This is a genomic window from Micromonospora noduli, from assembly GCF_003264365.1.
GTDB classification, from domain to species: Bacteria; Actinomycetota; Actinomycetes; order Mycobacteriales; family Micromonosporaceae; genus Micromonospora; species Micromonospora noduli.
In genome coordinates, this window is record NZ_PYAK01000035.1 from 1 (window position 1) to 23,884 (window position 23,884).

Below are 23,884 nucleotides of genomic sequence, written 5' to 3' on the forward strand. Positions count from 1 at the left end.
GCCGGCGTGCCCGCCGTGTGCGGCCGGACCCGCCGCGCCGGGCGCCGCCGGCAGCAGGGCGAGAGTCGGGGCCCGGTGCGGGCCGGCGGCGTCCGCCCACCGGACCACAGTGCCATCGGCGTACGTCTGAACGACCTCGAAGGTGAGCCGTTCCGCCTGCGGCATCGGCCCCATGGAGAGCGCCAGCCGAGCCGGCCCGCTGTCACTCGCACCGACCCGGACCCAGGTCACCGCGGTCGTCACAGTGCTCACCCCGGAAGAGTGGATACCGGCCACCGGCTTGTCCAGGGTGCGAGAGCTGATCCGGGGCGCCCAGCCGTTCACCGACATGGGGTAGACCTCGGCGATCGGCGCGTCGGCCGGCAGCCGGACCTCGATCTGCTTGGTCTTCGTGCCGGCCCGCTCCTCCGGAACGCTGAACTCCAGCCGTACCGCGTCGCCCTGCCGGGCCTCGGCCGGGGTGGTCGTCACGTCCGCCGCGTACGCCGCGCCAGGCCAGAGCAGCAGCCCAGCGGCGGTCACCGCGGTCGCCGCCACGATCCGCCGCCGACGGCCACCGCCGTACGTGCTCGCCATCTCGTGCCCCCATCCGTGTCGACGCGGCCGGCACCGGTTTCCGGCCACACCTTCTAGTTCGGCTGCGAGGCGCGAAAGGTTCAACGACGGCGGTAAGGAGGTGCCGTTCCCGGTCGGAGGCGGGGCGACCGATAGCATCGGCAGGAGCCGAGGATCGGCACCGTTTCGTACCACTTGGAGGAGTCACCGTGTCCGCACCCCGTACCCCCGCCGTGGCCGACCCCGTCGTCGTCGCCGCCGGGACCACGGCGGCCGACGCGGTGGCCGCGGCCGGACTGCCCGCGAACGGCCCCAAGGCGATCGTCGTGGTCCGCGACCCGCAGGGCCAGCTGCGCGACCTGGACTGGACGCCGGCCGAGGAGACCGTCGTCGAGCCGGTCAGCCTGGATTCGCCCGACGGGCTCAACGTGCTACGCCACTCCACCGCGCACGTCCTCGCCCAGGCCGTGCAGGACATCTTCCCCGAGGCCAAGCTGGGCATCGGCCCGCCCATCGAGAACGGCTTCTACTACGACTTCGACGTCGAGAAGCCGTTCCAGCCCGATGACCTCAGCAAGCTCGAGAAGCGCATGCAGGAGATCATCAAGTCCGGGCAGCGGTTCCGTCGCCGCCGCTTCGGCAGCCTGGACGAGGCGCGTTCCGAGCTGGCCGACGAGCCGTTCAAGCTGGAGTTGATCGAGGTCAAGGGTGAGGGCCTGGACACCGACGAGGTGATGGAGGTGGGCGGCGGCGAGCTGACCATCTACGACAACCTCGACGCCAAGGAGGACAAGGTCTGCTGGTCGGACCTGTGCCGCGGTCCGCACCTGCCGACCACCCGACTGATCGGCGCGTTCAAGCTGATGCGCTCCGCCGCCGCGTACTGGCGGGGGTCGGAGAAGAACCCCCAACTGCAGCGGGTGTACGGCACCGCGTGGCCGACCCGCGACGAGCTCAAGGCGTACCTCAAGCTGTTGGAGGAGGCCGCCCGGCGCGACCACCGCAAGCTCGGCGCGGACCTCGACCTGTTCAGCTTCCCCGACGAGATCGGCTCCGGCCTGGCGGTCTTCCACCCCAAGGGCGGCATCATCCGCCGCGAGATGGAGCACTACTCCCGCCAGCGGCACGAGGCGGCGGGGTACGAGTTCGTCAACACCCCGCACATCACCAAGGCGCAGTTGTTCCAGACCTCCGGTCACCTCCCGTACTACGCGGACACCATGTTCCCGCCCATGCAGCTGGAGGGCGCGGACTACTACCTCAAGGCGATGAACTGCCCGATGCACAACCTGATCTTCAGGTCGCGCGGGCGGTCGTACCGGGAGCTGCCGCTGCGGATGTTCGAGTTCGGCACTGTCTACCGGTACGAGAAGTCCGGCGTCGTGCACGGACTGACCCGGGTCCGCGGCCTGACCCAGGACGACTCGCACATCTACTGCACCCGTGAGCAGATGGCCGGCGAGCTGTCCACGCTGCTCAGCTTCGTGCTCGACCTTCTGCGCGACTACGGCCTGGACGACTTCTACCTGGAGCTGTCGACCCGGGACGACTCGCCGAAGTTCATCGGGGCCGACGAGGACTGGGCCGAGGCCACCGAGGCGCTGCGGACCGCCGCCGAGACCTCCGGCCTGGACCTGGTTCCCGACCCGGGCGGCGCGGCGTTCTACGGGCCGAAGATCTCCGTGCAGGCCCGTGACGCCATCGGCCGGACCTGGCAGATGTCCACCATCCAGGTCGACTTCAACCAGCCGGAGCGGTTCGCGTTGGAGTACCAGGCCGCCGACGGTAGCCGCCAGCGGCCCGTGATGATCCACCGTGCGCTGTTCGGGTCGATCGAGCGGTTCTTCGGGGTGCTCACCGAGCACTACGCGGGCGCTTTCCCGGCCTGGCTGGCGCCGGTTCAGGTGGTGGGCATCCCGATCCGCGAGGACCACACCGACTACCTGCACGGCTTCGTCGCGGCGCTGCGCGCCGAGGGCATCCGGGCCCAGGTGGACGCGGGTGACGACCGGATGCAGAAGAAGATCCGGACGGCGCAGCAGCAGAAGATCCCGTTCATGGTGATCGCCGGTGACGACGACGTGGCCGCCGGTACGGTCTCGTTCCGCTACCGCGACGGCTCCCAGCGCAACGGGGTGCCGGTCGCCGAGGCCGTGACCCACGTGCTGGACGTGGTCAGCTCACGGACCAACATCGGCCCGTCCGCCGCCGCCGAGTAGCGAAACCGCCGCAGGCGGTCCGCGTACCGCGTGATCGTGCTCGATCCAGGAAGTAGTGGCCTCCCCAATGGGGGAGGCCACTACTTCCATGTTCGAGCATGATCTTCGCCCGGAGGCGGTGCTGGGTGTCAGATGCCGCAGTTCGGCGCTGACCAGCCTCCGACCGCCGCCACGTGGGTGTGGTCGTTGTGGTCCGGGTAGCCGGGGCCGAGGATCTGCCCGAAGCCGTGGTAGCGGGCCTGCTGCGCCAGCCGGCAGAACGACGGGGACCCGACCAGGTCGACCCCGTCGCCGTACAGGTGTCTGCTGTTCGACGCTCCGCCGACTGCGCTGTTGCAGGCGTAGCTGCGGAAGCTGCTGCTGATCGCGATGGACACGTCGCCGAGGGCGTGCCGCATGGCCTGGAGCTTCCACATCGAGACGAGCGCGTTGAATCGGGCGGTGCTCGCCGAGACGGCGCCGCCGGACCAGTCACTGTTGCACTTGTTCAGCTCGGGGTAGCTGAAGTTGGCCGGGGTGCAGTCGTCGTCCTGGAGGGCGTAGAGCCGGTTGAACGTCTGTGGGCCGGCGATGCCGTCGGCGGGCAGCCCGTACGCCTGCTGGAAGCGGATCACCGCCGATCGGGTGGCCGGGCCGTACGCGCCGTCGAGGGTGAGCACCGCGCCGTAGCCGGGGTAGCCGGCGACCCGGATCTGGAGTTGCCGGACATCCTCGCCGGACGCCCCCTGGGACAGGGTGCGTCCCCAGGTGTAGCAGCCGTCCGCCTGGGCCGCGCCGGCAGTGAGGGTGACGCCGGCCACTGTGGTGGCGGCGGTCAACGCCAGTGCCGCGAGGAACCTGCCGAGCCGTCGGAACATGTAGCCCTCCATCAATGCATGGAAGTACGTGGATGCATGGAAGTTTCATGCTTCGACTTTGATCCGTCAAGAACTTGCAGTCCCGGGTTTCCCGAAGGCGGGTGTCGCGGCGTGCCCGCGCGGCTCCGTAGGATCGGCTCGTGACAGGGGCGGAACGGCACACGGACAGTGACGGCATGGCGGACGGCCTGGAGCGGCTCTGGACGCCGCACCGGATGACCTACATCTCCGGCGAGGACCGCCCGGCCGAGGGCTACGAGAAGCCCACCGGCTGCCCCTTCTGCCGAGGGCCGCAGCTGCCCCCGGAGGAGAGCCTGGTGGTGGCCCGGGGCGAGCACGTCTTCGTGGTGCTCAACCTCTACCCGTACAACCCGGGGCACCTGCTGGTCTGCCCCTACCGGCACGTCGCCGACTACACCGACCTGGACGTGCCGGAGACCACCGAGCTGGCGTCGTACACCCAGACCGCCATGCGGGTGATCCGCAAGGTCAGCAACGCCCACGGCTTCAACCTGGGCATGAACCAGGGCGGGGTGGCCGGCGCCGGCATCGCCGCGCACCTGCACCAGCACGTGGTGCCGCGCTGGGGCGGCGACGCGAACTTCATGCCCGTGATCGGCCGTACCAAGGTCCTGCCGCAGCTGCTCGGCGACACCCGCGACCTGCTCGCCCGCGCCTGGCCGTCCTGACCGTCGTCGGCCGCGCCGCGCCGGTCGCGCGGCCTCTCCACCGGTCCGGCTAGTCGGCGCGCAGCAGCGGGGTCAGCTCCGACCAGCTCTCCACCCGGCGTACGCGGGGCAGCAGCGCGGCGTGTGCGGCGACCTCGGCCTTTCGGGGCCGGAACAGGAAGCGGTGCGGCACCGAGTCGAGATAGCCGAGCACCTCCAGCTTGTCGTCCACGAAGTGGGTCAGGCCGAGGCGTCCGGCGATCGGCGCCTTGTCCGGTCGGGTGCGGCAGAAGTGGACCCGCTCGACCGGGATGCCGGTGCGGGCCGGAAAGTCGTGGTGGGCCAGCCACTCCCGGGTACGCCGCTCGGTGGCCTCCCCACACTTGGACACCAGGTGCACCTCGTCGAACGCCGGGCCGAGCGCCGCGAGCGCGTCGAACGCCCCGACGACGACCGGGGTACGCAGGTAGTGCGCGCCGAAGAACGACGTGTCCGCGTCGTCGTCGGCCGGCTCGATGATGACTCCGCCGATGTCCACCCCGAGCCGTCGCATGGCATTGATCATGCCGCACCGTGACCGTCTCCATGCGCCCGCGTGTCCGCCCGCGGATCTGCTGCGCCCCGGCCCGCCGAAGGTGGCACGATCGGCCGATGGCAGTCACGACACGGGTGTTGGGGCGCAGCGGCATCGAGGTCAGCGCCCTCGGCATGGGGTGCTGGGCGATCGGCGGGCCCTGGGCGGAGGGCACCCAGCCGCTGGGCTGGGGCGCTGTCGACGACGACGAGTCGGTGCGGGCGGTACGCCGGGCCCTCGACCTCGGCATCACCCTCTTCGACACTGCCGACACGTACGGGGCCGGGCACGGTGAGCGGGTGCTCGGTCGCGCGCTCGCCGGTCGCCGCGACGACGCCGTGATCGCCACCAAGTGGGGTTACACCTTTGACGAGGCCAGCCGGCAGGCCACCGGCGAGGACGCGTCGCCCGGGTACCTGCGCAGTGCCGTGACCGCCTCACTGCGCCGGCTGGGCACCGATCGGATCGACCTCTATCAGCTGCACCTTGCCGACCTGTCGGTACCGCGGGCGCAGGCGCTGATCGGGACCTGTGAGGAACTGGTGGCCGAGGGCCTGATCCGGGCGTACGGGTGGAGCACCGACCGCACCGACCGGGCTGCCGCGTTCGGGCACGCCGCCGCCGGTGCCACCGCCGTGCAACACGCCCTGTCGGTGCTGCGCGACGCCCCCGAGCTGCTCGCCGTCTGCGAGAAGTACGACCTGGCCAGCGTCAACCGGGGCCCACTCGGGATGGGGCTGCTCACCGGCAAGTACTCGGCCGGGTCGACGCTGCCCCGCGACGACGTACGCGGGCTGGCCCCGGGCTGGTTGGAGTGGTTCCGGGGTGGCCGGCCGGCACCGGAGTGGCTACGCCGGGTCGGCGCGGTCCGTGCCGCGCTCACCGCCGACGGGCGCACCCTCGCCCAGGGCGCGTTGGGCTGGATCTGGGCGCGCAACGGCCGCACCATCCCGATCCCGGGCTGCCGTACGGTCGCCCAGGTCGAGGAGAACGCCGCCGCGCTGCACCGGGGCCCGCTGCCGGCCGACCAGTTCGTCGAGGTGGAGCGTCAGCTCGCCGCCGTCCGCACCGCGGCCCTGCGCGACGCCGACCGCCCCCACTGGCCCCGCCCCACCCACCCCACAGTCCACCCGTAGTCCCCAGGGCGTCACGCCAGCCCCCGCCGATCCTGCACTTCCTGCGGCGACTTGTGCCGCAACAGCGACATGAGGACAACAGAAAGTGCAAGATCGCCGGGCCGGGCCGGGTCGGGCTGGGTTTAGGGGAGTTGTTCCTTGCGGGCCTGGTCGGCCAGGTGGGCGGGCATGGGGTCGTGGCGGACGAAGTGGCGGCGGAAGGTGCCGGTGCCGGCCGTCATCGAGCGCAGCTCGACGGCGTACCGAAGCAGCTCGGTGGCCGGCACTTCGGCGCGGACGAGGGTGCGGCCCTCGGTGTCCGGGTCCGGTTCGGTGCCGAGCACCCGGCCGCGCCGGCCGGACAGGTCGCCCATCACCGTGCCCACCGAGCCGTCGGGCACCCGGATGGTGACCTCGTCGATCGGCTCCAGCAGGGCCGGCTGGCCACGCTCGGCGGCGTCGCGCAGCGCCAGCGCGCCGGCGGTCTGGAAGGCCGCGTCGGAGGAGTCGACGCTGTGCGACTTGCCGTCGACCAGTGTCACCCGCAGGTCCACCACGGGGTGCCCGGCGACCAGCCCGCGCTCCAGCTGGGCGCGGACGCCCTTCTCCACCGACGGGATGTAGCTGTGCGGCACCGCGCCGCCGACCACCCGGTCGACGAACTCGAAGCCACTGCCGCGGGGCAGCGGCTCGACCTCGATGTCGCAGACCGCGTACTGGCCGTGGCCGCCGGACTGCTTGACGTGGCGACCGTGCCCCTTCGCGGGCACGGTCAGGGTCTCGCGCAGCGACACCTTGACCGGTTCGGTGTCCAGCTCGACGCCGCCGGCGCGCAGCCGGTCGAGCACCACGTCGGCGTGTGCCTCGCCCATGCACCAGAGCACCAGTTGGTGGGTCTCCGGGTTGCGCTCCAGCCGCAGGGTGGGGTCGCCGGCGACCAGGCGGGCGAGGTTGCGGGCCAGGGCGTCCTCGTCGGCGCGGCTGCGGGCGGCGATCGCCACGGGTAGCAGCGGCTCCGGCATCTCCCAGGGGGCGATCAGCAGGGGCTCGTCCCTGGTCGAGATGGTGTCGCCGGTCTCGGCGCTGCCCGATTTGGTGATCGCGCAGATGTCACCGGCAACGCAGAGCGACACCTCCCGCAGTGTGGCGCCCAGCGGGGTGTAGATGTGCCCGACCCGCTCGTCGGCGTCGTGGTCGGGGTGCCCACGTTCGGCCATGCCGTGCCCGGAGACGTGCACGGTCTGGTCGGGGCGCAGCGTGCCGGAGAAGACCCGGACCAGCGAGACCCGACCGACGTGGCGGTCGATGGTGGTCTTGACGACCTCGGCGACCAGCGGCCCGGCCGGGTCGCAGCTCAGCGGCGGACGCGGCGAGCCGTCCACGCCGGTCACCGCCGGCAGTTCGTGCTCCAGCGGCGACGGGAACGCGGCGGTCAGCACCTCCAGCAGCACGTCCAGCCCGACACCGGTCTGGGCGCAGACCGGCACCACCGGGTAGAAGTGGCCCCGGGCGACGGCCTTCTCCAGGTCGTCGATGAGCACCTCGTCGCTGATCTCCTCGCCGTCGAGGTAGCGGTCCATGAGGGTCTCGTCCTCGCTCTCGGCGATGATCCCCTCGATCAGCTCGTCGCGGGACTCGTCGATGGCCCGCTGGTGCTCCGGGTCCGGGTCGCGGACGTCGGCGGGGAGCCCGGTGCTGTAGTCGAAGACCCGACGGGTGATCAGGCCGAGCAGACCCTCGGTGGACACCCCGTCGTCGCCGAGCATCGGCAGGTAGAGCGGCATCACGTTGTCACCGAAGAGGCGCTGGCAGAGCGCCACCGTCTCGTCCACGTCGGCGCGCGGCTGGTCCAGCCGGGACACCGCGACCGCGCGGGGCATGTCGACGGCTGCGCACTCCTCCCAGAGCGCGACGGTGGCCGCGTCCATGCCGCCCGCAGCGGAGACCACGAAGAGCGCGGCGTCGGCGGCCCGCAGCCCGGCGCGCAGCTCACCGACGAAGTCGGCGTACCCGGGGGTGTCCAGCAGGTTGACCTTGATGCCGTTGTGCAGCAGCGGCGCGCAGGACAGGCTGACCGAGCGCTGCTGGCGTACGGCGGCCGGATCGTGGTCGCCGACAGTGGTGCCGTCGACCACGGTGCCGGCGCGGCCGATCGTGCCGGTCGCCGCGAGCAGGGCCTCGACCAGTGTGGTCTTGCCCGCCCCGGAGTGCCCGACGAGCACCACGTTGCGGACCCGCTCGGGCTCGGTCACCACCGGCGTGCCGCCGGTGGAACCCTTCTCGTGACTCTTCTGCGCCATGGGGCGCACCTCCCTCAGCCGGTGGTGGTGGCGACCGCCGCGCGACGGGAAGCGGCCCGGGGCGAGTGCGCGGCGATATCCTCCGGTGGTCTGCTGCACAGCGGGAACGGGACGGGCGGACGGGTGAGCTGGCTCACCTCCCGGCTCGATCTCACACCCGTTGCCGGGTAGGCACAAGCCTCCCCCGGGCGGGTCGGCGGTACCGTCCGTATCGCCGGAGCTGGGCGGACCGTTATCGTGGGGACCGCCATGGCGAAGATCTTCCAAGTGTCGGCCCGCGCGGGGATGACCCGCGTCGTAGAGCCGATTGCCCGCGCCCTGCTGCGCGCGGGCGTCACCCCCAATGCCGTCACCGTCGCGGGCACCGTTGGTGTGCTCGTCGGCGCGCTCGGCTTCGGTGCTCGCGGCCACCTGGTCGCGGGCGCGTTGATCGTCACCCTGTTCGCGCTCACCGACCTGCTCGACGGGACGATGGCCCGGATGAGCGGCGGCTCCACCAAATTCGGCGCCTTCCTCGACTCAAGCATGGACCGGGTCGCCGACAGCGCCGTCTTCGGCGCCGTCGCGTACTGGTTGGCCACGCAGGGCAACTACTCCGGAGTGGCCGCCGCGTTGGTCTGCCTGGCCGCCGGCAGCCTGGTCTCCTACGTCAAGGCCCGCGCCGAAGGGCTCGGCATGACCTGCAACGTGGGCATCGCCGAACGCACCGAGCGGCTGCTGATCGTCGGGGTCGGCGGGATCCTCACCGGTGTCGGTGTCGATCGGGCCCTGGAGATCGCGCTCTGGCTGCTCGCCGCCGTGTCGATCTTCACGGTGGGGCAGCGGATGACGCACGTCTACCGCCAGGCCCAGCAGCTCCAGCCGGACGGCCAGGCGTGAGTGGCGCGCCGACGACCCGGCGTCGGACGACGACCGGCGGCCGAGTCGCGTGAACCTCACCGAGCTGGGCTACATCGCCGGGTGGCGGGTGCTCCGCGCGCTACCCCGGCCGTTGGTGGCGGCCGCGTTTCAGGCGGGCGCGGACCGCGCCCACCGCGCCGGCGGCGGGGGTACGGCCCGACTGCGCGCGAACCTGCGCCGGGTGGTCGGCCCGGAGCTGCCCGACGCCGAGTTGGACGATCTCGTCAAGCGCGGGTTGCGCTCGTACGCCCGGTACTGGATGGAGGCCTTCCGGCTGCCCGCCCTGAGCCGGTCGCAGATCCTGTCCGGTTTCCGGCTCGACGGCGCCGAGCTGCTCGCCGCCGACGTGGCCGCCGGTCGGGGCGCGGTGGTGGCCCTGCCGCACTCCGGTAACTGGGATGCCGCGGGCGCCTGGGTGGCGGCCACCGGTTGGCCGATCACCACTGTCATGGAGCGGCTCAAGCCGGAGGGCGTGTACAAGCGGTTCCTGGCCTTCCGGGCGAGTCTGGGGATGGAGATCCTGCCGACCCACGGGGGGCCACGTCCGGCGTTCGACGTGCTGCTGGACCGGCTGCGGGCCGGTGCGGTGGTGCCGTTGCTGGCCGACCGGGACCTCTCCGCCCGCGGGGTCGAGGTGGACTTCTTCGGCGGGAAGACCCGGATGCCCGCCGGCCCGGCGCTGCTCGCGTTGCACACCGGCGCGCCGCTCTACGTGGCCTCGCTGTGGTACGAACCGGATGCCGCCTGCGCGTCGCTGGCTGGTCCGTTGCCGGTGCCGGGCCCCGAGGCGGGGCCGCTGGACCAGCGGGTCCGGTCGCTGACCCAGCTGATCGCCGACGGTCTGGCGGCGGGTATCGCCCGGCATCCGGAAGACTGGCACATGTTGCAGCGGATGTGGCTGGACCAGTCGAGGTCGGGGGAGAGCGCGGCGCTGCCCTCGTCGGCCTCCGGTCCGGCCTGAGGAGGTGGGCTGACGGATGCGGATCGGCATCGTGTGCCCGTACTCCTTCGACGTGCCCGGTGGGGTGCAGAACCACGTCATGGACCTCGCCGAGGCGCTGATCGCGCTGGGCCACGAGGTCAGCGTGCTCGCGCCGGCCGACGAGGATTCGCCGCTGCCGGAGTACGTGGTGTCCGCCGGCCGGGCCGTTCCGCTGCCGTACAACGGTTCGGTGGCCCGGATCGCGTTCGGCCCGGTGTCGACCGCCCGGGTGCGACGGTGGATCACCAACGGCGACTTCGACGTGCTGCACGTGCACGAGCCGCTCACGCTGAGTCTGTCGCTGCTGGCCGTGCTCTCCGCCCGTGGCCCGGTGGTGGCCACGTTCCACACCGCGATGACCCGTTCGCGGGTCCTCGCCGCCGCGCAGGGTGTGCTCCAGATCGTGTTGGAGCGGATCACGGCCCGGATCGCGGTGAGCGCGCTGGCCCGCAAGGTGCAGGTCGAGCACATGGACGGCGGTGCGGTGGAGATCCCCAACGGGGTGGCGGTGGCCAAGTTCGCCGACGCCGAGCCGTTGCCGGGCTGGCCGGGGGAGTGCGCGGCCGGCACCGGCGGCACGCTCGGCTTCCTGGGCCGGTTCACCGAGGCACGCAAGGGCTTCCCGGTGCTGCGCGACGCGTTCGTGGCGCTGGCCGCCACCCGGCCCGGTCTGCGGTTGCTCGTCGCCGGCCCGGGTGACCCCGACGACCTGTACGACCAGTTCCCGGCCGAACTGCACGAGCAGATCACGTTCCTCGGCCTGGTCAGCGAAGCGGACAAGGCGCGCATGCTGCGCAGTGTGCACCTCTACGTCGCACCGAACACCGGCGGTGAGTCGTTCGGCATGATCCTCACCGAGGCCCTCGCAGCGGGTACGACGGTCGCCGCCAGTGACCTGGACGCGTTCCGACGGGTGCTCGACGGTGGGCGGGCCGGTCGGCTCTTCCCCACCGGTGACCCGGTGGGGCTGCGTGACGTGCTGGCCGAGCTGCTGGACGACCCGGCCGCGCGGGCCGCGCTGAGTGCCTGCGGCGATCAGGTGGTCGCGAATTTCGACTGGCCGGTGGTTGCTCGTCGCGTTCTGGAGGTATACGCAGCGGCGATCGAGGCAACCGACGGGCGGGTCATCGACCAGGAGTGGGTGGGGCTGAGCTGAGCCGGTGTGACGGATGGTGCGGCGGTGACCGGTGGGACCGGTCCGGCCGCGCCCAATCGGACGAAACGGAGCAGCACTACGATGCCGCACATGTGGTGGGTGGTGGCCGCGAGCGTGGTCGTGGGGCTTGTCGCGGCGTACCTCATCTGGACCGCCGGCCGGGTCGAGCGGCTACAGGGCCGCGCGGAGCTGGCGGCCCGGGCCCTCGACGCCCACCTGCTGCGCCGCGCGGCGGCAGCCGCGGTCCTGGCTGAGCGGCGTTTCGGCGTCGAGCTGTACGCGGCGGCCCGGATCGCCCTGGACGCCAGCCCGGACGAGCGGGAGGCGGCGGAGAACGACCTGACCCGGCAGTTGCGCGGCGTCCAGTTGGACCCGGGCGACCCGGACTGCGCGGCGGTCATCGCCGCGAGTCGTCGGCTCGCGTTGTCCCGGCAGGTGCACACCGACCTGGTCCGGGACGCCCGCTCGGCGCGCAGCCGGCCGCTGGTGCGCCTGTTGCGGATGGGGCGGGGCCGGGAGTGGCCGCGCTACTTCGACATCGACGACCCGACCCTCGTCGTGCCGGCGGACGTCCCCGCCGCCTGACCTCCGACGGTCTCCGTGGCTCCCGCGACGAGCCGGTGACCACTGCCACAGTGCAGGCCACCGGGGGTCTGATTGGCTGTCGGTGCGGCGTTGCACCGCGCGTAGCATTTTCGCTGCCACCCCCAGAGCATGTCCAAGGAGCGATGACCCGTGCCCGAAAACACCGCGTCGAACACCGGTACCGCCCCCGTCGTCGGCACCGCCCGCGTGAAGCGGGGCATGGCCGAGATGCTCAAGGGCGGCGTGATCATGGATGTCGTCAACGCCGAGCAGGCCAAGATCGCCGAGGACGCCGGCGCCGTCGCGGTGATGGCCCTGGAGCGGGTGCCCGCCGACATCCGCGCGCAGGGTGGGGTGTCCCGGATGAGCGACCCCGACATGATCGACGGAATCATCGAGGCGGTGTCCATCCCGGTGATGGCCAAGGCCCGCATCGGCCACTTCGTGGAGGCGCAGATCCTCCAGTCGCTCGGCGTGGACTACGTCGACGAGTCCGAGGTGCTGACCCCGGCCGACTACGCGAACCACATCGACAAGTGGGCGTTCACAGTGCCCTTCGTCTGTGGCGCGACCAACCTGGGCGAGGCGCTGCGCCGGATCACCGAGGGCGCGGCGATGATCCGCTCCAAGGGCGAGGCGGGCACCGGTGACGTCTCCAACGCCACCACCCACATGCGCAAGATCCGCCAGGAGATCCGCCGGCTGGCCTCGCTGCCGACCGACGAGCTGTACGTCGCGGCCAAGGAGTTGCAGGCCCCGTACGAGCTGGTCAAGGAGGTCGCCGAGAGCGGCAAGCTGCCGGTGGTGCTGTTCACCGCGGGCGGGATCGCCACGCCGGCCGACGCGGCGATGATGATGCAGCTCGGCGCGGAGGGCGTCTTCGTCGGCTCCGGCATCTTCAAGGCGGGCAACCCGGCTCAGCGGGCCGCCGCGATCGTCAAGGCGACCACCTTCCACGACGACCCGGACGTGCTGGCCAAGGTCTCCCGGGGGCTCGGCGAGGCGATGGTCGGCATCAACGTCGACGAGATCCCGCAGCCGCACCGGCTGGCCGAGCGCGGTTGGTGAACGCTCTTTTCCGGGCGGCGTGACGCGGAGAGGAATGGTGCGACCATGACGGCACCCGTGATCGGTGTGCTCGCGCTCCAGGGCGACGTCCGCGAGCACGTGGCGGCGCTGGCCGCTGCGGGCGCGGACGCCCGCCCGGTCCGCCGTCCGGTGGAGCTGGACGCGGTCGACGGGCTGGTCATCCCCGGCGGCGAGTCCACCACCATGAGCAAGCTCGCCGACATCTTCGAGATGCGCGAGCCGATCGACAAGCGGATCGCCGACGGCATGCCGGTCTACGGCTCCTGCGCCGGGTTGATCATGTTGGCGACCGAGGTGCTCGACGGTCGACCCGACCAGCGGGGTTTCGCCGGCATCGACATGACCGTCCGGCGCAACGCGTTCGGCCGGCAGGTCGACTCGTTCGAGGCGCCGGTGACCGTCGTCGGGGTGCCCGGGGAGCCGTTCCACGCGGTGTTCATCCGCGCGCCGTGGGTCGAGCGGGTCGGTGCCGGCGTCGAGGTCATCGGGGTGATTTCCGATGGCCCGGCCGCCGACCGGATCGTGGCGGTCCGACAGGGCAACCTGCTGGCCACCTCGTTCCACCCGGAGCTCACCGGTGACCTGCGGGTGCACGCGTACTTCGTGGACCTGGTCCGCGCCGCCTCCTGAACCGGCGGGCGACCGCGCCGGGCTGTCCATGATGCTCGCCGCGGTCGCGGCCCGGACCGGGTTTTTGTCCCGTCTGCCCTGGTCCGTCGGGGCCGGCCGGCCGTGCCGTGCGCGGTGCATGACAGGGACCCGGGGGACGTCGGTAGGATTGCGGAGATTCGGCAGGGCCATCTGCCCGCCACGGCTTCCACCAGAGCTGACCGGCACCTCCGCGTGCGCCGGTGGGAGCGGGGCGTGAGCGGTGCGGTCGATGCAGACGGCGGGTAGCAACGGAGGTAGAAGATGTCCGGCCACTCAAAGTGGGCGACGACCAAGCACAAGAAGGCCGTCATCGACGCCAAGCGCGGCAAGATGTTCGCCAAGCTGATCAAGAACGTCGAGGTGGCCGCGCGGATCGGCGGCGGCGACCCCACCGGCAATCCGACGCTCTTTGACGCCATCCAGAAGGCGAAGAAGAGTTCGGTGCCGAACGACAACATCGATCGCGCCGTCAAGCGTGGCTCCGGCCTGGAGGCCGGCGGCGCCGACTGGCAGACGATCATGTATGAGGGGTACGGCCCGAGCGGCGTGGCCATGCTCATCGAGTGCCTCACCGACAACCGCAACCGCGCGGCGACCGAGGTGCGCACCGCACTGACCCGCAACGGCGGCTCGCTCGCCGACGCCGGCTCGGTGTCGTACATGTTCTCCCGCAAGGGCGTGGTGATCGTCCCCAAGGAGGGCACCAGCGAGGACGACGTGATGCTGGCCGTCCTCGACGCCGGCGCCGAAGAGGTCAACGACCTCGGCGAGGCGTACGAGGTGGTCTCCGAGCCGACCGACCTGATTCCGGTGCGCACGGCGTTGCAGGACGCCGGCATCGAGTACGAGTCGGCCGAGTCCTCGCTGATCCCCAGCGTCAACGTGCCGCTGGACGAAGAGGGCGCGCGCAAGATCTTCAAGCTGATCGACGTCCTGGAGGACTGCGACGACGTCCAGAACGTCTACGCCAACTTCGACGTCAGCGACGACGTGATGGCCGCGGTCGACGCCTGACCCCAGCCCCGCTCCCGCCTCACCCCGCCGCGATCTTGCACTTTCTGACCCGACAGACCGGGTCACGCAGGGCATACCGGCAACAGGAAGTGCAAGATCGCGGCGGGGGTTGCCGGCGGGCGGCGAACGAGGAGGTGCCTTGGTGGTGGCGGAACCGTTCGCGGCCGGCGACACCGTGGTGCGGCGTGAGGTGCTGCGGGGTGAGGTCTGGTTCGGTTGCCCGACGATCTGCGTCGAGGACTCGCCTGACCTGCTCGCCCTCTACCTCCCACCGGGGGCCGAGTTCGGCTTCCCGGACACGGGCGTCTTCCCCTGCGGGCGGCACCCGTGGGAGGCCGCCGGGCACCGCTCCTGGTCCGGGCACGGCAAGCTGATGCTGCAACGCCCCGGTGAGGCGCACTCGATCGACGTGTTCTGGACCGGGCCGGGGCGCGACTTCGCCGGCTGGTACTTCAACCTCCAGGACCCGGTGCGGCGTACCCCGATCGGGGTGGACACCCTGGACCACGAACTGGACCTGTGGTGGGGCGCGGACGCCGACCGGTACGTCTGGAAGGACGTGGAGATGTTCGCCCAGCGCCTCGTCGAGGGGCGCTACCCGGGCATGGGGGACGCCATCCAGGCCGAGGGTGACCGGATCGCCGCCCTGCTCGACGGGGGTGAGCGCTGGTGGGACCCGGCGTGGGCCACCTGGCAGCCCGACCCCACCTGGACGGCGCCCCCGCTGCCCGCCGGCTGGGATCAGGTGCCACCCGCGCGCTGAGCGGCGCCGACGTCAGTTGCCGGGCAGCGCGTTGACCAGGAACACCTGATCCGGGCCGCCGGTGCACGGCTCGACCAGCGCGGCGTCCGCCACGGCGCTGTCGTCGTCGCGCAGGCCGACGCACAACTCGGTACGGTCGGGCCGGATGCGGTACGCGTCGGGCGTCGCTCCGGTCGGTTCAAAGTGGAACACCTGCTTCGACCTGCTCGCGCTGCAATCCTTCTCATTCCAGGGTTCGAGCAGGTTCCGACCGGGATCCTCCTCGCGGATGGTGAGGCAGCCCTTCCCGAGCACCGGGTGGACCCAGTGGATGAAGAACATTCCGTCGGCCACCGGTTCCAGCGAGGTGTCCGGTGGGATGGCCTCCGTGCAGGGCCGCTGGACCGCTATCTCCTTGGTGTACTGGCCGGTGCGATCGCGACCCTCGGTGAGGCAGAGGTGCGGGCTGCGGACGGGGCGGATCTGACTGAGCCCCGCGCTCGGCGAACGCGCACCGCCACCCGCCGATGCGGTCGGATCGGTGGTTTGCGCGGCCCTTCCCTGCTCATCGTCGCGTCGCTCGATCCAGAAGCCCACGCCGAGCGTGGCCAGCAGAGCGGCGACGACGAGCAGCGCCAGCGGCGCGGGCCGCGCGAACCAGCGTGGGCGGGCCGAGCCAGAGTGCTCCGGGGCCACGGTCGCAACCGCGTCGACCGGCGGTGCGTCCGCTGCCGGCGACGGCGGGGCCAACTGACCTGCCGCGAGGCGGTGCCGGGCCCGTAGCCACGTCTCGACCTGATCTTCCGCGCCGCACGCCCGCACGAACGCGGCCACCACCTCGGGGCGCGGCAGTGTGGACCGGCGAAGAATGTCCGCCGCGGTGCTGCGGGCCAGCACGTCACCCGTCGACGCGGCACGCAGCTCCAGCTGCCGGTAGGTGAGCCCTGACCGGTCCTTGAGCTGGCGCAGCATCTCGACGAACTCGGCCGGGTCGGACGCGTCGTCCGGGCGTAGCTCCCCCGTGGTCATCGCCCGATTCTCCAGACCCCGCGGACGCGAGGGCAAATCGGGTCCCGGCGACTGTCCGAGATGGTCGGACAGGATCCGGACATGCCGCTCTGAGCTGCCCGGACAGCCCGGCGCGGCGACCGGGGCATTGTCCTGGTCGACCGGGTTACCTAGCGTCTTTTCTCGATGGCCGCGCCGCTGAGCGGCGTACGGCCGACGGGCTCGCGCCGGCACGGGTTCGGGCCCGACCACACCAACGACACGGGGAGATTCGATGGATGACGCTGTCCGGGATCCGGTGCCGCAGGCGGCCACGGCGGGGGAGTACGTGGCGTTGCTCAGGGAGGTGCGGCGGCGTTCCGGTCTGACCTATCGGGAGCTCGCCCGGCGAGCCTCGGCGGCCGGGCACTGGCTGCCGCCGAGCACCCTCGCGACGATGCTGGGGCGGACGACGCTGCCCCGGGAACGTACCGTCGTCGCGCTGCTGACCGCCTGCGGCACCCCGGCGGTCGAGGTCGACAGGTGGCTGGAGACACGGCGGGACCTCGAGGCTCGCCTCGGCGAGCACTGTCGAGCCGAGAGTGACGCGGCACGGACCCCTGCCGGCCCGTCCGCGGCCGTCGCGGCGAACATCCGCCCGAGCGTCGGCTCGATTCCACAGCGACCCGAAGCGCCCTGGCCGGCGCGTCGCTGGCTTCGGCTGGCGCTGCTGGCGGTGCTCGGCGTCCTGACGGTCGGGGCGGCCGGGGCGCTGCGACCCCTCGCCCCTCCCGCAGTGGACGGCTCACCGACCGATGGCTGCCCGGAGGTGCTGCGCCAGGGCATGTACGGCCCCTGCGTGCTGAGCCTCCAGGAGCACCTGGTGGCCGACGGACTCACAGTGCCGGTCGACGGCTGGTTCGGCCCGGACACCACCAGCCGGGTGATCGTGTTCCAGGCGTTCGGCGCTCTGCCGGTCAGTGGCACCGCGGACGAGCGGTTGTTCGACGAGTTGGCCGGCGATCGCAAGGTGCCCGTCCGCTGGTCGGAGGACCGGATCGGCAAACATCTGCGGCGGACGTTCCCGGAGGACCCGGCCGGGGCGGTGCAGGTGGCGCGCTGCCTGTCCGGCCTGGACCCGTACCGGGTGGAGGTCGGCGAGGACGGAACGCGGCGCTGGGGGTTGTTCCAGTTCAGCGACATGGAGGTGTCCCGGTTCGGCGTCGACCGCCAGACGGCGCTGGACGCGGCCTGGAACATCAGGACGGCACGGGAGGTCTGGTCTCGTACCGGCGACTTCGGCCACTGGAACTGCGCGGCGTAGCGGTCACGCGTGATGCTCCCCGGCCGGTCCACGAACCGGACGGGGAGCCCCCCGTTATCCCGACTGACGAATCACTGTCGCAGGCGGTTGGCGAAGACGTACGCGCCCACGGAACGGCCGGTGGCGAGCCCGGCCTCCGCGTCGAACCGATAGTGCACGCCGAGGTAGATCCGGCTCAGCGCGTTCTCCTCGGCGGCGTGGTCGAAGCCGGTCATGTGCCGGACCACGTCCACGGCGTGCGGATCGTCAGTGGTGGCGTCGAAGGCGATCGCGTCGGTGCCGAAGAACCTCTTCATCACCGCGGACCAGGCCCCCGCGAAGGTGGCGTGCCCGGAGATGTAGGCCGGGAAGGCCGGCGTGTACGGCACCCCCTCGCGGGTCTGCGACAGCGGCTGCCAACCGGTGCCCTCCGTCGCCTCGATGGCGGTCACCGGCCGCCACAGGTCGATGGGCGTCTGGTACTTGGCGTCCCAGGCGGCGATGGCGGCGTCTGCGAGGGCGAGGGCGACCAGCCCGAAGAGTCGGGCGTTGGCCAGGATGCCGAGCTGACGCTGCTCCGACACGATCCGGGTGTGTGAGAAGAGTTGACCCGGTGGCTTGTACGTGCCCCCCAGGTCGTTGGCCCAGAAGAACGCGATCTGCGTCTGCTCGGGGGTCCGCAGCGACGACGTCCGACCGCCGTAGTCGCGGATCTCCCGCACCTGGGTGTCGTATTCGTCCTTGCCGAGCAGGTCGTCGTACCCGTTGGCGTCGGCCGGCAGACCGGGCCGGAACTGCTGGCCCGAGGTGAGCGCGAACGGGGTGACCAAGCCCCAGTTCGGGCTGACCGCTGCCTTGCCGTTGGTCGGCCGCCACGAGCCGGGTACGCCGTCCAGTTGGTACGGGGTGTTGTTGCCGGAGCCGTCGTTGGCGCGGGCCTGGAGGTTGGCGGCGGCCGCCGCCACGCCCACGGTCTCACCACGGGCGACCTCGGCGGCGTTCACCCCGGACGGCCGGAGCGCGACAGCGGCGGCGAGGGCCTGGGAGTAGGACTGGCCCTGACCGCCGTACAGCGCGGTCAGCACGTCGTACGCGGCCCGGTCGATGGCCGCGTGCAGGGACGGCGCCACGACGTTGTCCATGGTGCCGGGGTAGCTGACCGGCACTCGTACCCGGTAGGGGTTGCCGACCCCGGTGACCGAGACGGCGGCGTCGTGCATCGCCGCGTGCAGGATGGCGGCCTCGCGGGACGAGGAGGTGGGTGGCAGGTCCAGCGCCTTGTACGTGGCCAGCAGGATGCCGTTCCAGTACAGGATCGGGTCGGTGGCCGGGTTCACGGCCAGCGGGGTGAGCGAGATGTTGTCCAACCGCACCGTCGAGGCGGCCTGGCCGCCGAAGTGGAACAGCAGCACCGCCTTCGGGTCGCCGAACGGGGACGCGAAGTCGAAGGAGAACCGGCGCATCGAGGACGTCAGCGCAACGCTCTGGTCGACAGCGGAGGTGAAGGGCGTGTCCGCCCGGGAGACCGAGACGCGCAGCGAACGGTTGACGTCGGCCGAGGCGTCGAACTGCAACCGGTACGACTGCGCGGCCGTCACCCCGAACTCGAAGTGACCGACCAGGTCCTCCCAGACGGGCTTGCCGACCGTGGCGCTGGTGCGGACGCGCAGTTGCCCGGCGTTGACAGTGGTGCTGGTCGAGGCGAGCCGGGTCCACCAGGGCTGGGTGCTGCCGTTGTCGAACGTGCCGTTGAGGATGAGGTCGCCCGGGGCGGCGGCGGCCGGCGCGGGCCGGACGAGGGCGGTGAGGGTGCTGGCGAGGGCGACCGCGAGCACGAGGCTGAGCAGACGACGGAGTTGCCGTGCGTTGATCGGTGGGGACATCGAGAGCCTTTCCGGTCCGGAAACCGGCGACGACCAGGTCGTTGCCGTGAGGATCGGCTCAACGTAGGAGTGTTCGCGCAGTTCACGGCCACCGAACAGCGCTCGGAACGGTGCCGTACGGCAGCGGGCGCCGGCATCCGATCAGGACACCGACGCCCGCGCGGGGCGGACCGCTGGCTCAGCCGATCGTCTCCCGCTCCCGCCAGGCGGTACGCAGCGAGGTCCGGCCGTTGGTGCGCAGCAGCGACCCCTCGTACACCCGGGCCCCGGCGAGGAGGAACGCGCCGGCGGCGAGCACCAGGAGGACCAGTGAGACGATCGGCTCCCAGCCGGCCGCGTCGCCGGTGAAGAGCCGCAGCGGCATGGCCGTGGGCGACGAGAACGGCAGGTAGGACAGCACCCGCATCGCTGTGGCGTTGTCGTTCAGGAAGATCACCGCGAAGAACGGCAGCATGACGGCGAGCTGCACCGGCGTCGAGACGGCGGCGATGTCCTCCTGCCGGTTGGCCAGCGCGCCGGCCGCGGCCCACATGGCGGCGAGCAGCACGAAACCGATCAGGAAGAACGGCACGAACCAGCCGATCGCCGGGGCGAGCAGGCTGAGCAGACCTCCGCTGTCACCGATCTGCAGCCCGAGAACCGCCACCACCGCGATCAGGGCGATCTGCGCGAACGCCAGGATGGCCCCGGCCACCACCTTCCCGGCCAGCAGGGCCCGGACCGGCACGGCGGCGACCAGGATCTCCACGATCCGGGTCTGCTTCTCCTCGATGACGCTCTGCGCGATCTGCACACCGAACGTCTGCGAGGTGATGAAGAAGACGAACGCGAAGACGAACGGCACCAGGAACGCCACCACCGGATCGACCGCGTCCGGATCGAGCAGGCGGACGGTCGGCTGGGTGCTCAGGGCCCTCACCACGTCGTCGGGGGCGTCGTCCATGGCCAGGACGGCTGGTCCGGTGACCACCGCAGCGTCCACGTCGTCGTCGCGGACGGCCTGCTCGGCGGCCCGGTCATCGGGCACGACCCGGACTTCCAGCCCGGCGGCGCGCAGCGGCGCGGCCAGGCTCTCGGTCACCGCCACTGTGGACGGCCCGCCGGAGAACAGCGGCGGCAGGATGGTGCCGGCCGCGGCGATCAACAGGAAGAACAGCGTGCCGAACAGGAAGGTGCGGTCGCGCAGCTTGACCCGGATCTCGCGTTCGGCGACCAGCCGGGTGGCCTGGGTGACGTTCACTGGGTGACCTCTCGGAAGATCTCGGTGAGCGAGGGGCTGACCGGGCGGAAGGCGCGGACCGGGCCGCGCGCGAGGGCGGCCCGCAGCACGGGCTGTTCGTCGGTGCCGGCCGGCAGGTCGAAGACCACCCGCGCGCCGTCCAACTCGACCAGTGTCACCCCGGGGTGGTCGCGTACCCAGCCGGCGTCGTGCTCCACGACCAGCTCGAAGCGGGGCACCGTGTACGAGTCGCGCAGCTGCTGCCGGCTGCCGGCGGCCCGGATCACCCCGTCCCCGATGATCACCAGGTCGTCGCAGAGGCGCTCCACGACGTCGAGCTGGTGACTGGAGAAGAGCACCGGCGCGCCGGCCGAGGCCCGTTCCCGCAGCACGGCCACGACGGTCTCCACTGCCAGCGGGTCGAGGCCGGAGAACGGCTCGTCGAGCACCAGCACCTCGGGGTCGTGCACCAGCGCGGCGGCGATCTGGGCGCGCTGCTGGTTGCCCAGCGACAGCGTCTCCAGCAGGTCGTCGCCGCGCTCGCCGAGCCCGACGCGGTCCAGCAGCGCGTCGGTGGAACGTCGTGCAGCGGCGGCGTCCAGCCCGTGCAGCCGGCCCAGGTAGGCCACCTGCTCGCGGGTGGTCATCTTGGGGTAGAGGCCCCGCTCCTCCGGCATGTAGCCGAAGCGCCGGCGGTCCTGCCGGGTCAGCGTCGTGCCGCCCCAGCTCACCTCGCCGGCGTCGGGGGCGAGCACACCCAGGATGATCCGCATGGTGGTGGTCTTGCCGGCGCCGTTGGCGCCAACGAAACCGGTCATCCGGCCAGCGGACACCTCGAAGGACACGTTCCTGAGCACCTGACGGTCGCCGAAGCTGCGGTCGACGCCGTCGAGGCGAAGCGTTCTGGTCACGCACTCACGCTAGATCGATCACGCCGCTGCGCCGTCCGCCCGGCGGGTGAGCGGGCGGGTCCACCTCGCGGCGGACGCCGTCACCCGCCGGGGCGGACCACCCCGTTCTCGTACGCGAACACCACGGCCTGCACCCGGTCGCGCAGGCCGAGCTTGGCCAGTACCCGACTCACGTGCGTCTTCACCGTCGCCTCCCCCAGGTGGATGGCCGTGGCGATCTCCGCGTTGCTCGACCCGGCGGCGAGCAGCATCAGCACCTCCCGTTCGCGCGGGGTCAGCTCGGCCAGCGCGGCGTCGGCTTCCGGGCCCCGGTGGGCGGTGCCCGCCGGGTCGCCGGGTCGGGCGAAGGTGGAGATCACCCGGCGGGTGATCTCCGGGGCGAGCAGACCGTCGCCCCTGGCCAGCACCCGGATCGCCTCGATCAGCTCCTCCGGCGTGCCGTTCTTGAGCAGGAAGCCGCTGGCCCCGGCCCGCAGCGCCGCGAACAGGTAGTCGTCGCGGTCGAACGTGGTGAGGATCAGCACCGCGGGCGCCCCGGGGCCGTCGGCGACGATCTGCCGGGTGGCCTCCAGGCCGTCCATCCCGGGCATCTCGACATCCATGAGTACGACGTCGGGGCGGGTGGCTCGGGTCATGGTGACGGCCCGTTCGCCGTCGGCGGCCTCACCGACCACCTCGATGTCGTCCTCCACCTCGAGGATGACCCGGAAGCCGGTACGGACGAGGTGCTGGTCGTCGGCGAGCAGCACCCGCACCGTCGGTCCGGTGTCGGGTGCCTGCTGGGCTGCCGCGCTCATGCCGACGGCTCCGCGCCGGCTGCCGCCTGCTGCCTGTCGCTCGGCTCCCGCTGTGGGCCCACCGGCCGGTCCGACGCCGCCAGGGGAAAGCGGGCGCGTACCCGCCAACCGCCGCCGGCCCGCGGCCCGGCCTCCAGGTCGCCGTCGTGGGCGGTGACCCGTTCGCGCATGCCGATCAGGCCCAACCCGACGGTGTCGGCCCGGCCGCCGCCCCGCCCGTCGTCGGTCACGTCGACCTCCACCTCCCGGGCCAGGTACCGGACCCGCACGTCGAGCAGGGCCGCCTCGGCGTGCTTCAGGGTGTTGGTTACCGCCTCCTGCGTCACCCGGTAGGCCGTCTGGGAGACCGATTCGGGCAACGCGACCGGGTCGCCGTACACCCCGAGGGTGGCAGTCAGCCCGGCGGCCCGAGCCCGCTCGACCAGTTCGTCGATCCGTTCGACGCCGCCGGCCGCCGGCGGCGTGGCGTCGGTGCCGGCGGAGGTCCGCAGCACGCCGAGCATCCGGCGCAGCTCGTCGACGGCGGTGCGCGCGCTCTGCTCGATGGCGGTCAGCGCCGTGCGGGCCTTGTTCGGGTCGCGGTCGAACACCCGGCGGCAGGCGGATGCCTGTACGCCCATCACCGACACGTGGTGGGCGACCACGTCGTGCAGCTCGCGGGCGATCCGGACCCGTTCGCCGAGCACCGCCCGTTCCCGGGCCTCGGCCTGCGACCGGCGCAGATCCTCGGCCTGGGCGCGCAGCTCGTGCTCGCGGCGCGCGGCCACCCACGCGGTCTCGCCGAAGAAGTACGCGAAGCCGAAGACCAGCACGTTGAGCAGCACACCGTTGACCATCGCGGCGAGCACCGGGGGTACCGGCCCGACCGCGTCGGCGAAGGTGTCCGCCGGAATGTGGTCGATCATCACCGCGTAGTAGATCCCGAGCCAGGCGAACATCGTGGCGATCACGCCGATCCGCAGCCGGCGGGACAGTTGGCGGTCCTGGCCCCAGGCGCCGACGGTGTAGAGGGCGCAGAACAGGGCCCAGGAGGAGAACTGGCTCTCGGGGGCCGAGCGGGCCTGCGCGGCGATGAACGCCACCGCGACCACCAGCACTGTCGCGGTCGGCCAGCGTCGTCGCCAGATCAGCGGGAGGGTCACCGCGACGGTCCAGAACAGCTGCTCCGGCCCGGACGGCGGTGGGCCCAGCAGGAACGCGCCGGTGCTGCGGGCCAGGGTCAGACTGACCAACGCCAGCCCGGTCATCCCCAGGCCGATCCACAGGTCGTTTCGGCGCTGCTCCGCCGTCGGACCCGGACGACGCCATTCCGGTCGCGGTGCCACTGTCATCCGGGAACGATGCCACGCCGCCCACCAGGCCCTCCAACCGGGCGGC

Annotated in this window: 22 protein-coding genes; 12 read left to right on the forward strand and 10 right to left on the reverse strand. The window is 71.9% G+C overall.

Annotated elements, in window-relative coordinates:
• Nucleotides 1-576: DUF1775 domain-containing protein (locus tag GUI43_RS22795; protein ID WP_170158778.1), on the reverse strand; the 576-nt coding region annotated here is incomplete at its 3' end.
• Between the two features lie 188 nt (nt 577-764).
• Between GUI43_RS22795 and thrS the strand changes: the two genes are divergently transcribed.
• Nucleotides 765-2,774, forward strand: coding sequence for a threonine--tRNA ligase (gene thrS, locus GUI43_RS22800; protein WP_112583384.1), 2,010 nt, complete (start codon nt 765-767; stop codon nt 2,772-2,774).
• Nucleotides 2,775-2,902: 128 nt separating this feature from the next.
• Here thrS and GUI43_RS22805 read toward each other — a convergent pair whose 3' ends face one another.
• The gene (locus GUI43_RS22805) at nt 2,903-3,631 is read right to left on the reverse strand and encodes a D-Ala-D-Ala carboxypeptidase family metallohydrolase (RefSeq protein WP_112583447.1); all 729 of its coding nucleotides are present in this window, start codon (nt 3,629-3,631) and stop codon (nt 2,903-2,905) included.
• A gap of 176 nt (nt 3,632-3,807) precedes the next feature.
• Here GUI43_RS22805 and GUI43_RS22810 point away from each other — a divergent pair, with 176 nt between their 5' ends.
• Nucleotides 3,808-4,320, forward strand: coding sequence for an HIT family protein (locus GUI43_RS22810; RefSeq protein WP_181518504.1), 513 nt, complete (start codon nt 3,808-3,810; stop codon nt 4,318-4,320).
• Nucleotides 4,321-4,369: 49 nt separating this feature from the next.
• Here GUI43_RS22810 and GUI43_RS22815 read toward each other — a convergent pair whose 3' ends face one another.
• Entirely contained in the window at nt 4,370-4,852 is a 483-nt protein-coding gene (locus GUI43_RS22815) for a hypothetical protein (RefSeq protein ID WP_225855422.1), read from the reverse strand.
• A 98-nt stretch (nt 4,853-4,950) separates the two neighbouring features.
• On the opposite strand from GUI43_RS22815, the gene GUI43_RS22820 reads away from it, so the two are divergent.
• Nucleotides 4,951-6,009, forward strand: coding sequence for an aldo/keto reductase (locus GUI43_RS22820; RefSeq protein ID WP_112583382.1), 1,059 nt, complete (start codon nt 4,951-4,953; stop codon nt 6,007-6,009).
• 122 nt (nt 6,010-6,131) lie between these two features.
• Here the strand turns inward: GUI43_RS22820 and GUI43_RS22825 are convergent, their stop codons facing one another.
• Complete coding sequence (locus tag GUI43_RS22825; RefSeq protein ID WP_112583381.1) at nt 6,132-8,288, reverse strand: elongation factor G-like protein EF-G2; 2,157 nt, start codon at nt 8,286-8,288, stop codon at nt 6,132-6,134.
• Nucleotides 8,289-8,537: 249 nt separating this feature from the next.
• Between GUI43_RS22825 and pgsA the strand changes: the two genes are divergently transcribed.
• From pgsA to GUI43_RS22865, 8 genes are all read left to right on the forward strand, one after another.
• Nucleotides 8,538-9,167 carry a phosphatidylinositol phosphate synthase gene (gene pgsA / locus GUI43_RS22830; protein WP_112583446.1) on the forward strand — a complete coding sequence of 210 codons (630 nt, stop codon included), beginning with the start codon at nt 8,538-8,540 and terminating at the stop codon, nt 9,165-9,167.
• A 49-nt stretch (nt 9,168-9,216) separates the two neighbouring features.
• Nucleotides 9,217-10,149: a phosphatidylinositol mannoside acyltransferase gene (locus GUI43_RS22835; RefSeq protein ID WP_112583380.1), complete on the forward strand. Its 933-nt coding sequence runs from the start codon at nt 9,217-9,219 to the stop codon at nt 10,147-10,149.
• A 16-nt stretch (nt 10,150-10,165) separates the two neighbouring features.
• The gene (locus GUI43_RS22840; RefSeq protein ID WP_112699751.1) at nt 10,166-11,326 is read left to right on the forward strand and encodes a glycosyltransferase family 4 protein; all 1,161 of its coding nucleotides are present in this window, start codon (nt 10,166-10,168) and stop codon (nt 11,324-11,326) included.
• An 81-nt stretch (nt 11,327-11,407) separates the two neighbouring features.
• Complete coding sequence (locus tag GUI43_RS22845; protein WP_112583378.1) at nt 11,408-11,911, forward strand: hypothetical protein; 504 nt, start codon at nt 11,408-11,410, stop codon at nt 11,909-11,911.
• A 150-nt stretch (nt 11,912-12,061) separates the two neighbouring features.
• Nucleotides 12,062-12,979, forward strand: coding sequence for a pyridoxal 5'-phosphate synthase lyase subunit PdxS (gene pdxS / locus GUI43_RS22850; RefSeq protein WP_091401733.1), 918 nt, complete (start codon nt 12,062-12,064; stop codon nt 12,977-12,979).
• A 45-nt stretch (nt 12,980-13,024) separates the two neighbouring features.
• Nucleotides 13,025-13,630, forward strand: coding sequence for a pyridoxal 5'-phosphate synthase glutaminase subunit PdxT (gene pdxT / locus GUI43_RS22855; RefSeq protein ID WP_112699752.1), 606 nt, complete (start codon nt 13,025-13,027; stop codon nt 13,628-13,630).
• Nucleotides 13,631-13,912: 282 nt separating this feature from the next.
• Nucleotides 13,913-14,665 carry a YebC/PmpR family DNA-binding transcriptional regulator gene (locus tag GUI43_RS22860; RefSeq protein WP_112583375.1) on the forward strand — a complete coding sequence of 251 codons (753 nt, stop codon included), beginning with the start codon at nt 13,913-13,915 and terminating at the stop codon, nt 14,663-14,665.
• A gap of 145 nt (nt 14,666-14,810) precedes the next feature.
• Entirely contained in the window at nt 14,811-15,428 is a 618-nt protein-coding gene (locus GUI43_RS22865; protein ID WP_249037824.1) for a ribonuclease FAU-1 family protein, read from the forward strand.
• A 12-nt stretch (nt 15,429-15,440) separates the two neighbouring features.
• Here GUI43_RS22865 and GUI43_RS22870 read toward each other — a convergent pair whose 3' ends face one another.
• The gene (locus tag GUI43_RS22870) at nt 15,441-16,436 is read right to left on the reverse strand and encodes a helix-turn-helix domain-containing protein (RefSeq protein ID WP_112699753.1); all 996 of its coding nucleotides are present in this window, start codon (nt 16,434-16,436) and stop codon (nt 15,441-15,443) included.
• 253 nt (nt 16,437-16,689) lie between these two features.
• Between GUI43_RS22870 and GUI43_RS22875 the strand changes: the two genes are divergently transcribed.
• Nucleotides 16,690-17,718, forward strand: a complete 1,029-nt coding sequence (locus GUI43_RS22875; protein ID WP_112699754.1) for a helix-turn-helix domain-containing protein — start codon at nt 16,690-16,692, stop codon at nt 17,716-17,718.
• Between the two features lie 71 nt (nt 17,719-17,789).
• Here the strand turns inward: GUI43_RS22875 and GUI43_RS22880 are convergent, their stop codons facing one another.
• From GUI43_RS22880 to GUI43_RS22900, 5 genes are all read right to left on the reverse strand, one after another.
• Nucleotides 17,790-19,580 carry a carbohydrate binding domain-containing protein gene (locus GUI43_RS22880; protein ID WP_112699755.1) on the reverse strand — a complete coding sequence of 597 codons (1,791 nt, stop codon included), beginning with the start codon at nt 19,578-19,580 and terminating at the stop codon, nt 17,790-17,792.
• A 178-nt stretch (nt 19,581-19,758) separates the two neighbouring features.
• Complete coding sequence (locus GUI43_RS22885; RefSeq protein ID WP_112583370.1) at nt 19,759-20,820, reverse strand: ABC transporter permease; 1,062 nt, start codon at nt 20,818-20,820, stop codon at nt 19,759-19,761.
• Nucleotides 20,817-21,710, reverse strand: coding sequence for an ABC transporter ATP-binding protein (locus GUI43_RS22890; RefSeq protein ID WP_112583369.1), 894 nt, complete (start codon nt 21,708-21,710; stop codon nt 20,817-20,819). The genes GUI43_RS22885 and GUI43_RS22890 overlap by 4 nt, the downstream gene beginning before the upstream one ends.
• An 80-nt stretch (nt 21,711-21,790) precedes the next feature.
• On the reverse strand, nt 21,791-22,507 hold the full coding sequence (locus tag GUI43_RS22895; RefSeq protein ID WP_112583368.1) for a response regulator: 717 nt from the start codon (nt 22,505-22,507) through the stop codon (nt 21,791-21,793).
• Nucleotides 22,504-23,838 (reverse strand): sensor histidine kinase, encoded by a 1,335-nt coding sequence (locus GUI43_RS22900; RefSeq protein WP_112699756.1) that lies wholly within the window; start codon nt 23,836-23,838, stop codon nt 22,504-22,506. Before GUI43_RS22900 ends, GUI43_RS22895 begins: the two co-directional genes overlap by 4 nt.
• Nucleotides 23,839-23,884 lie beyond the last annotated feature (46 nt).

Coding starts and splice junctions, on each gene's coding strand:
- GUI43_RS22815 (WP_225855422.1), bottom strand. CDS start 4,852: ATGCGACGGCTCGGGGTGGACATCGGCGGAGTCATCATCGAGCCGGCC.
- GUI43_RS22820 (WP_112583382.1), top strand. CDS start 4,951: ATGGCAGTCACGACACGGGTGTTGGGGCGCAGCGGCATCGAGGTCAGC.
- GUI43_RS22870 (WP_112699753.1), bottom strand. CDS start 16,436: ATGACCACGGGGGAGCTACGCCCGGACGACGCGTCCGACCCGGCCGAG.
- GUI43_RS22810 (WP_181518504.1), top strand. CDS start 3,808: ATGGCGGACGGCCTGGAGCGGCTCTGGACGCCGCACCGGATGACCTAC.
- GUI43_RS22840 (WP_112699751.1), top strand. CDS start 10,166: ATGCGGATCGGCATCGTGTGCCCGTACTCCTTCGACGTGCCCGGTGGG.
- GUI43_RS22880 (WP_112699755.1), bottom strand. CDS start 19,580: ATGTCCCCACCGATCAACGCACGGCAACTCCGTCGTCTGCTCAGCCTC.
- GUI43_RS22860 (WP_112583375.1), top strand. CDS start 13,913: ATGTCCGGCCACTCAAAGTGGGCGACGACCAAGCACAAGAAGGCCGTC.
- GUI43_RS22825 (WP_112583381.1), bottom strand. CDS start 8,288: ATGGCGCAGAAGAGTCACGAGAAGGGTTCCACCGGCGGCACGCCGGTG.
- GUI43_RS22900 (WP_112699756.1), bottom strand. CDS start 23,838: ATGACAGTGGCACCGCGACCGGAATGGCGTCGTCCGGGTCCGACGGCG.
- GUI43_RS22805 (WP_112583447.1), bottom strand. CDS start 3,631: ATGTTCCGACGGCTCGGCAGGTTCCTCGCGGCACTGGCGTTGACCGCC.
- pdxT (WP_112699752.1), top strand. CDS start 13,025: ATGACGGCACCCGTGATCGGTGTGCTCGCGCTCCAGGGCGACGTCCGC.
- GUI43_RS22895 (WP_112583368.1), bottom strand. CDS start 22,507: ATGAGCGCGGCAGCCCAGCAGGCACCCGACACCGGACCGACGGTGCGG.
- GUI43_RS22845 (WP_112583378.1), top strand. CDS start 11,408: ATGCCGCACATGTGGTGGGTGGTGGCCGCGAGCGTGGTCGTGGGGCTT.
- GUI43_RS22875 (WP_112699754.1), top strand. CDS start 16,690: ATGGATGACGCTGTCCGGGATCCGGTGCCGCAGGCGGCCACGGCGGGG.
- pgsA (WP_112583446.1), top strand. CDS start 8,538: ATGGCGAAGATCTTCCAAGTGTCGGCCCGCGCGGGGATGACCCGCGTC.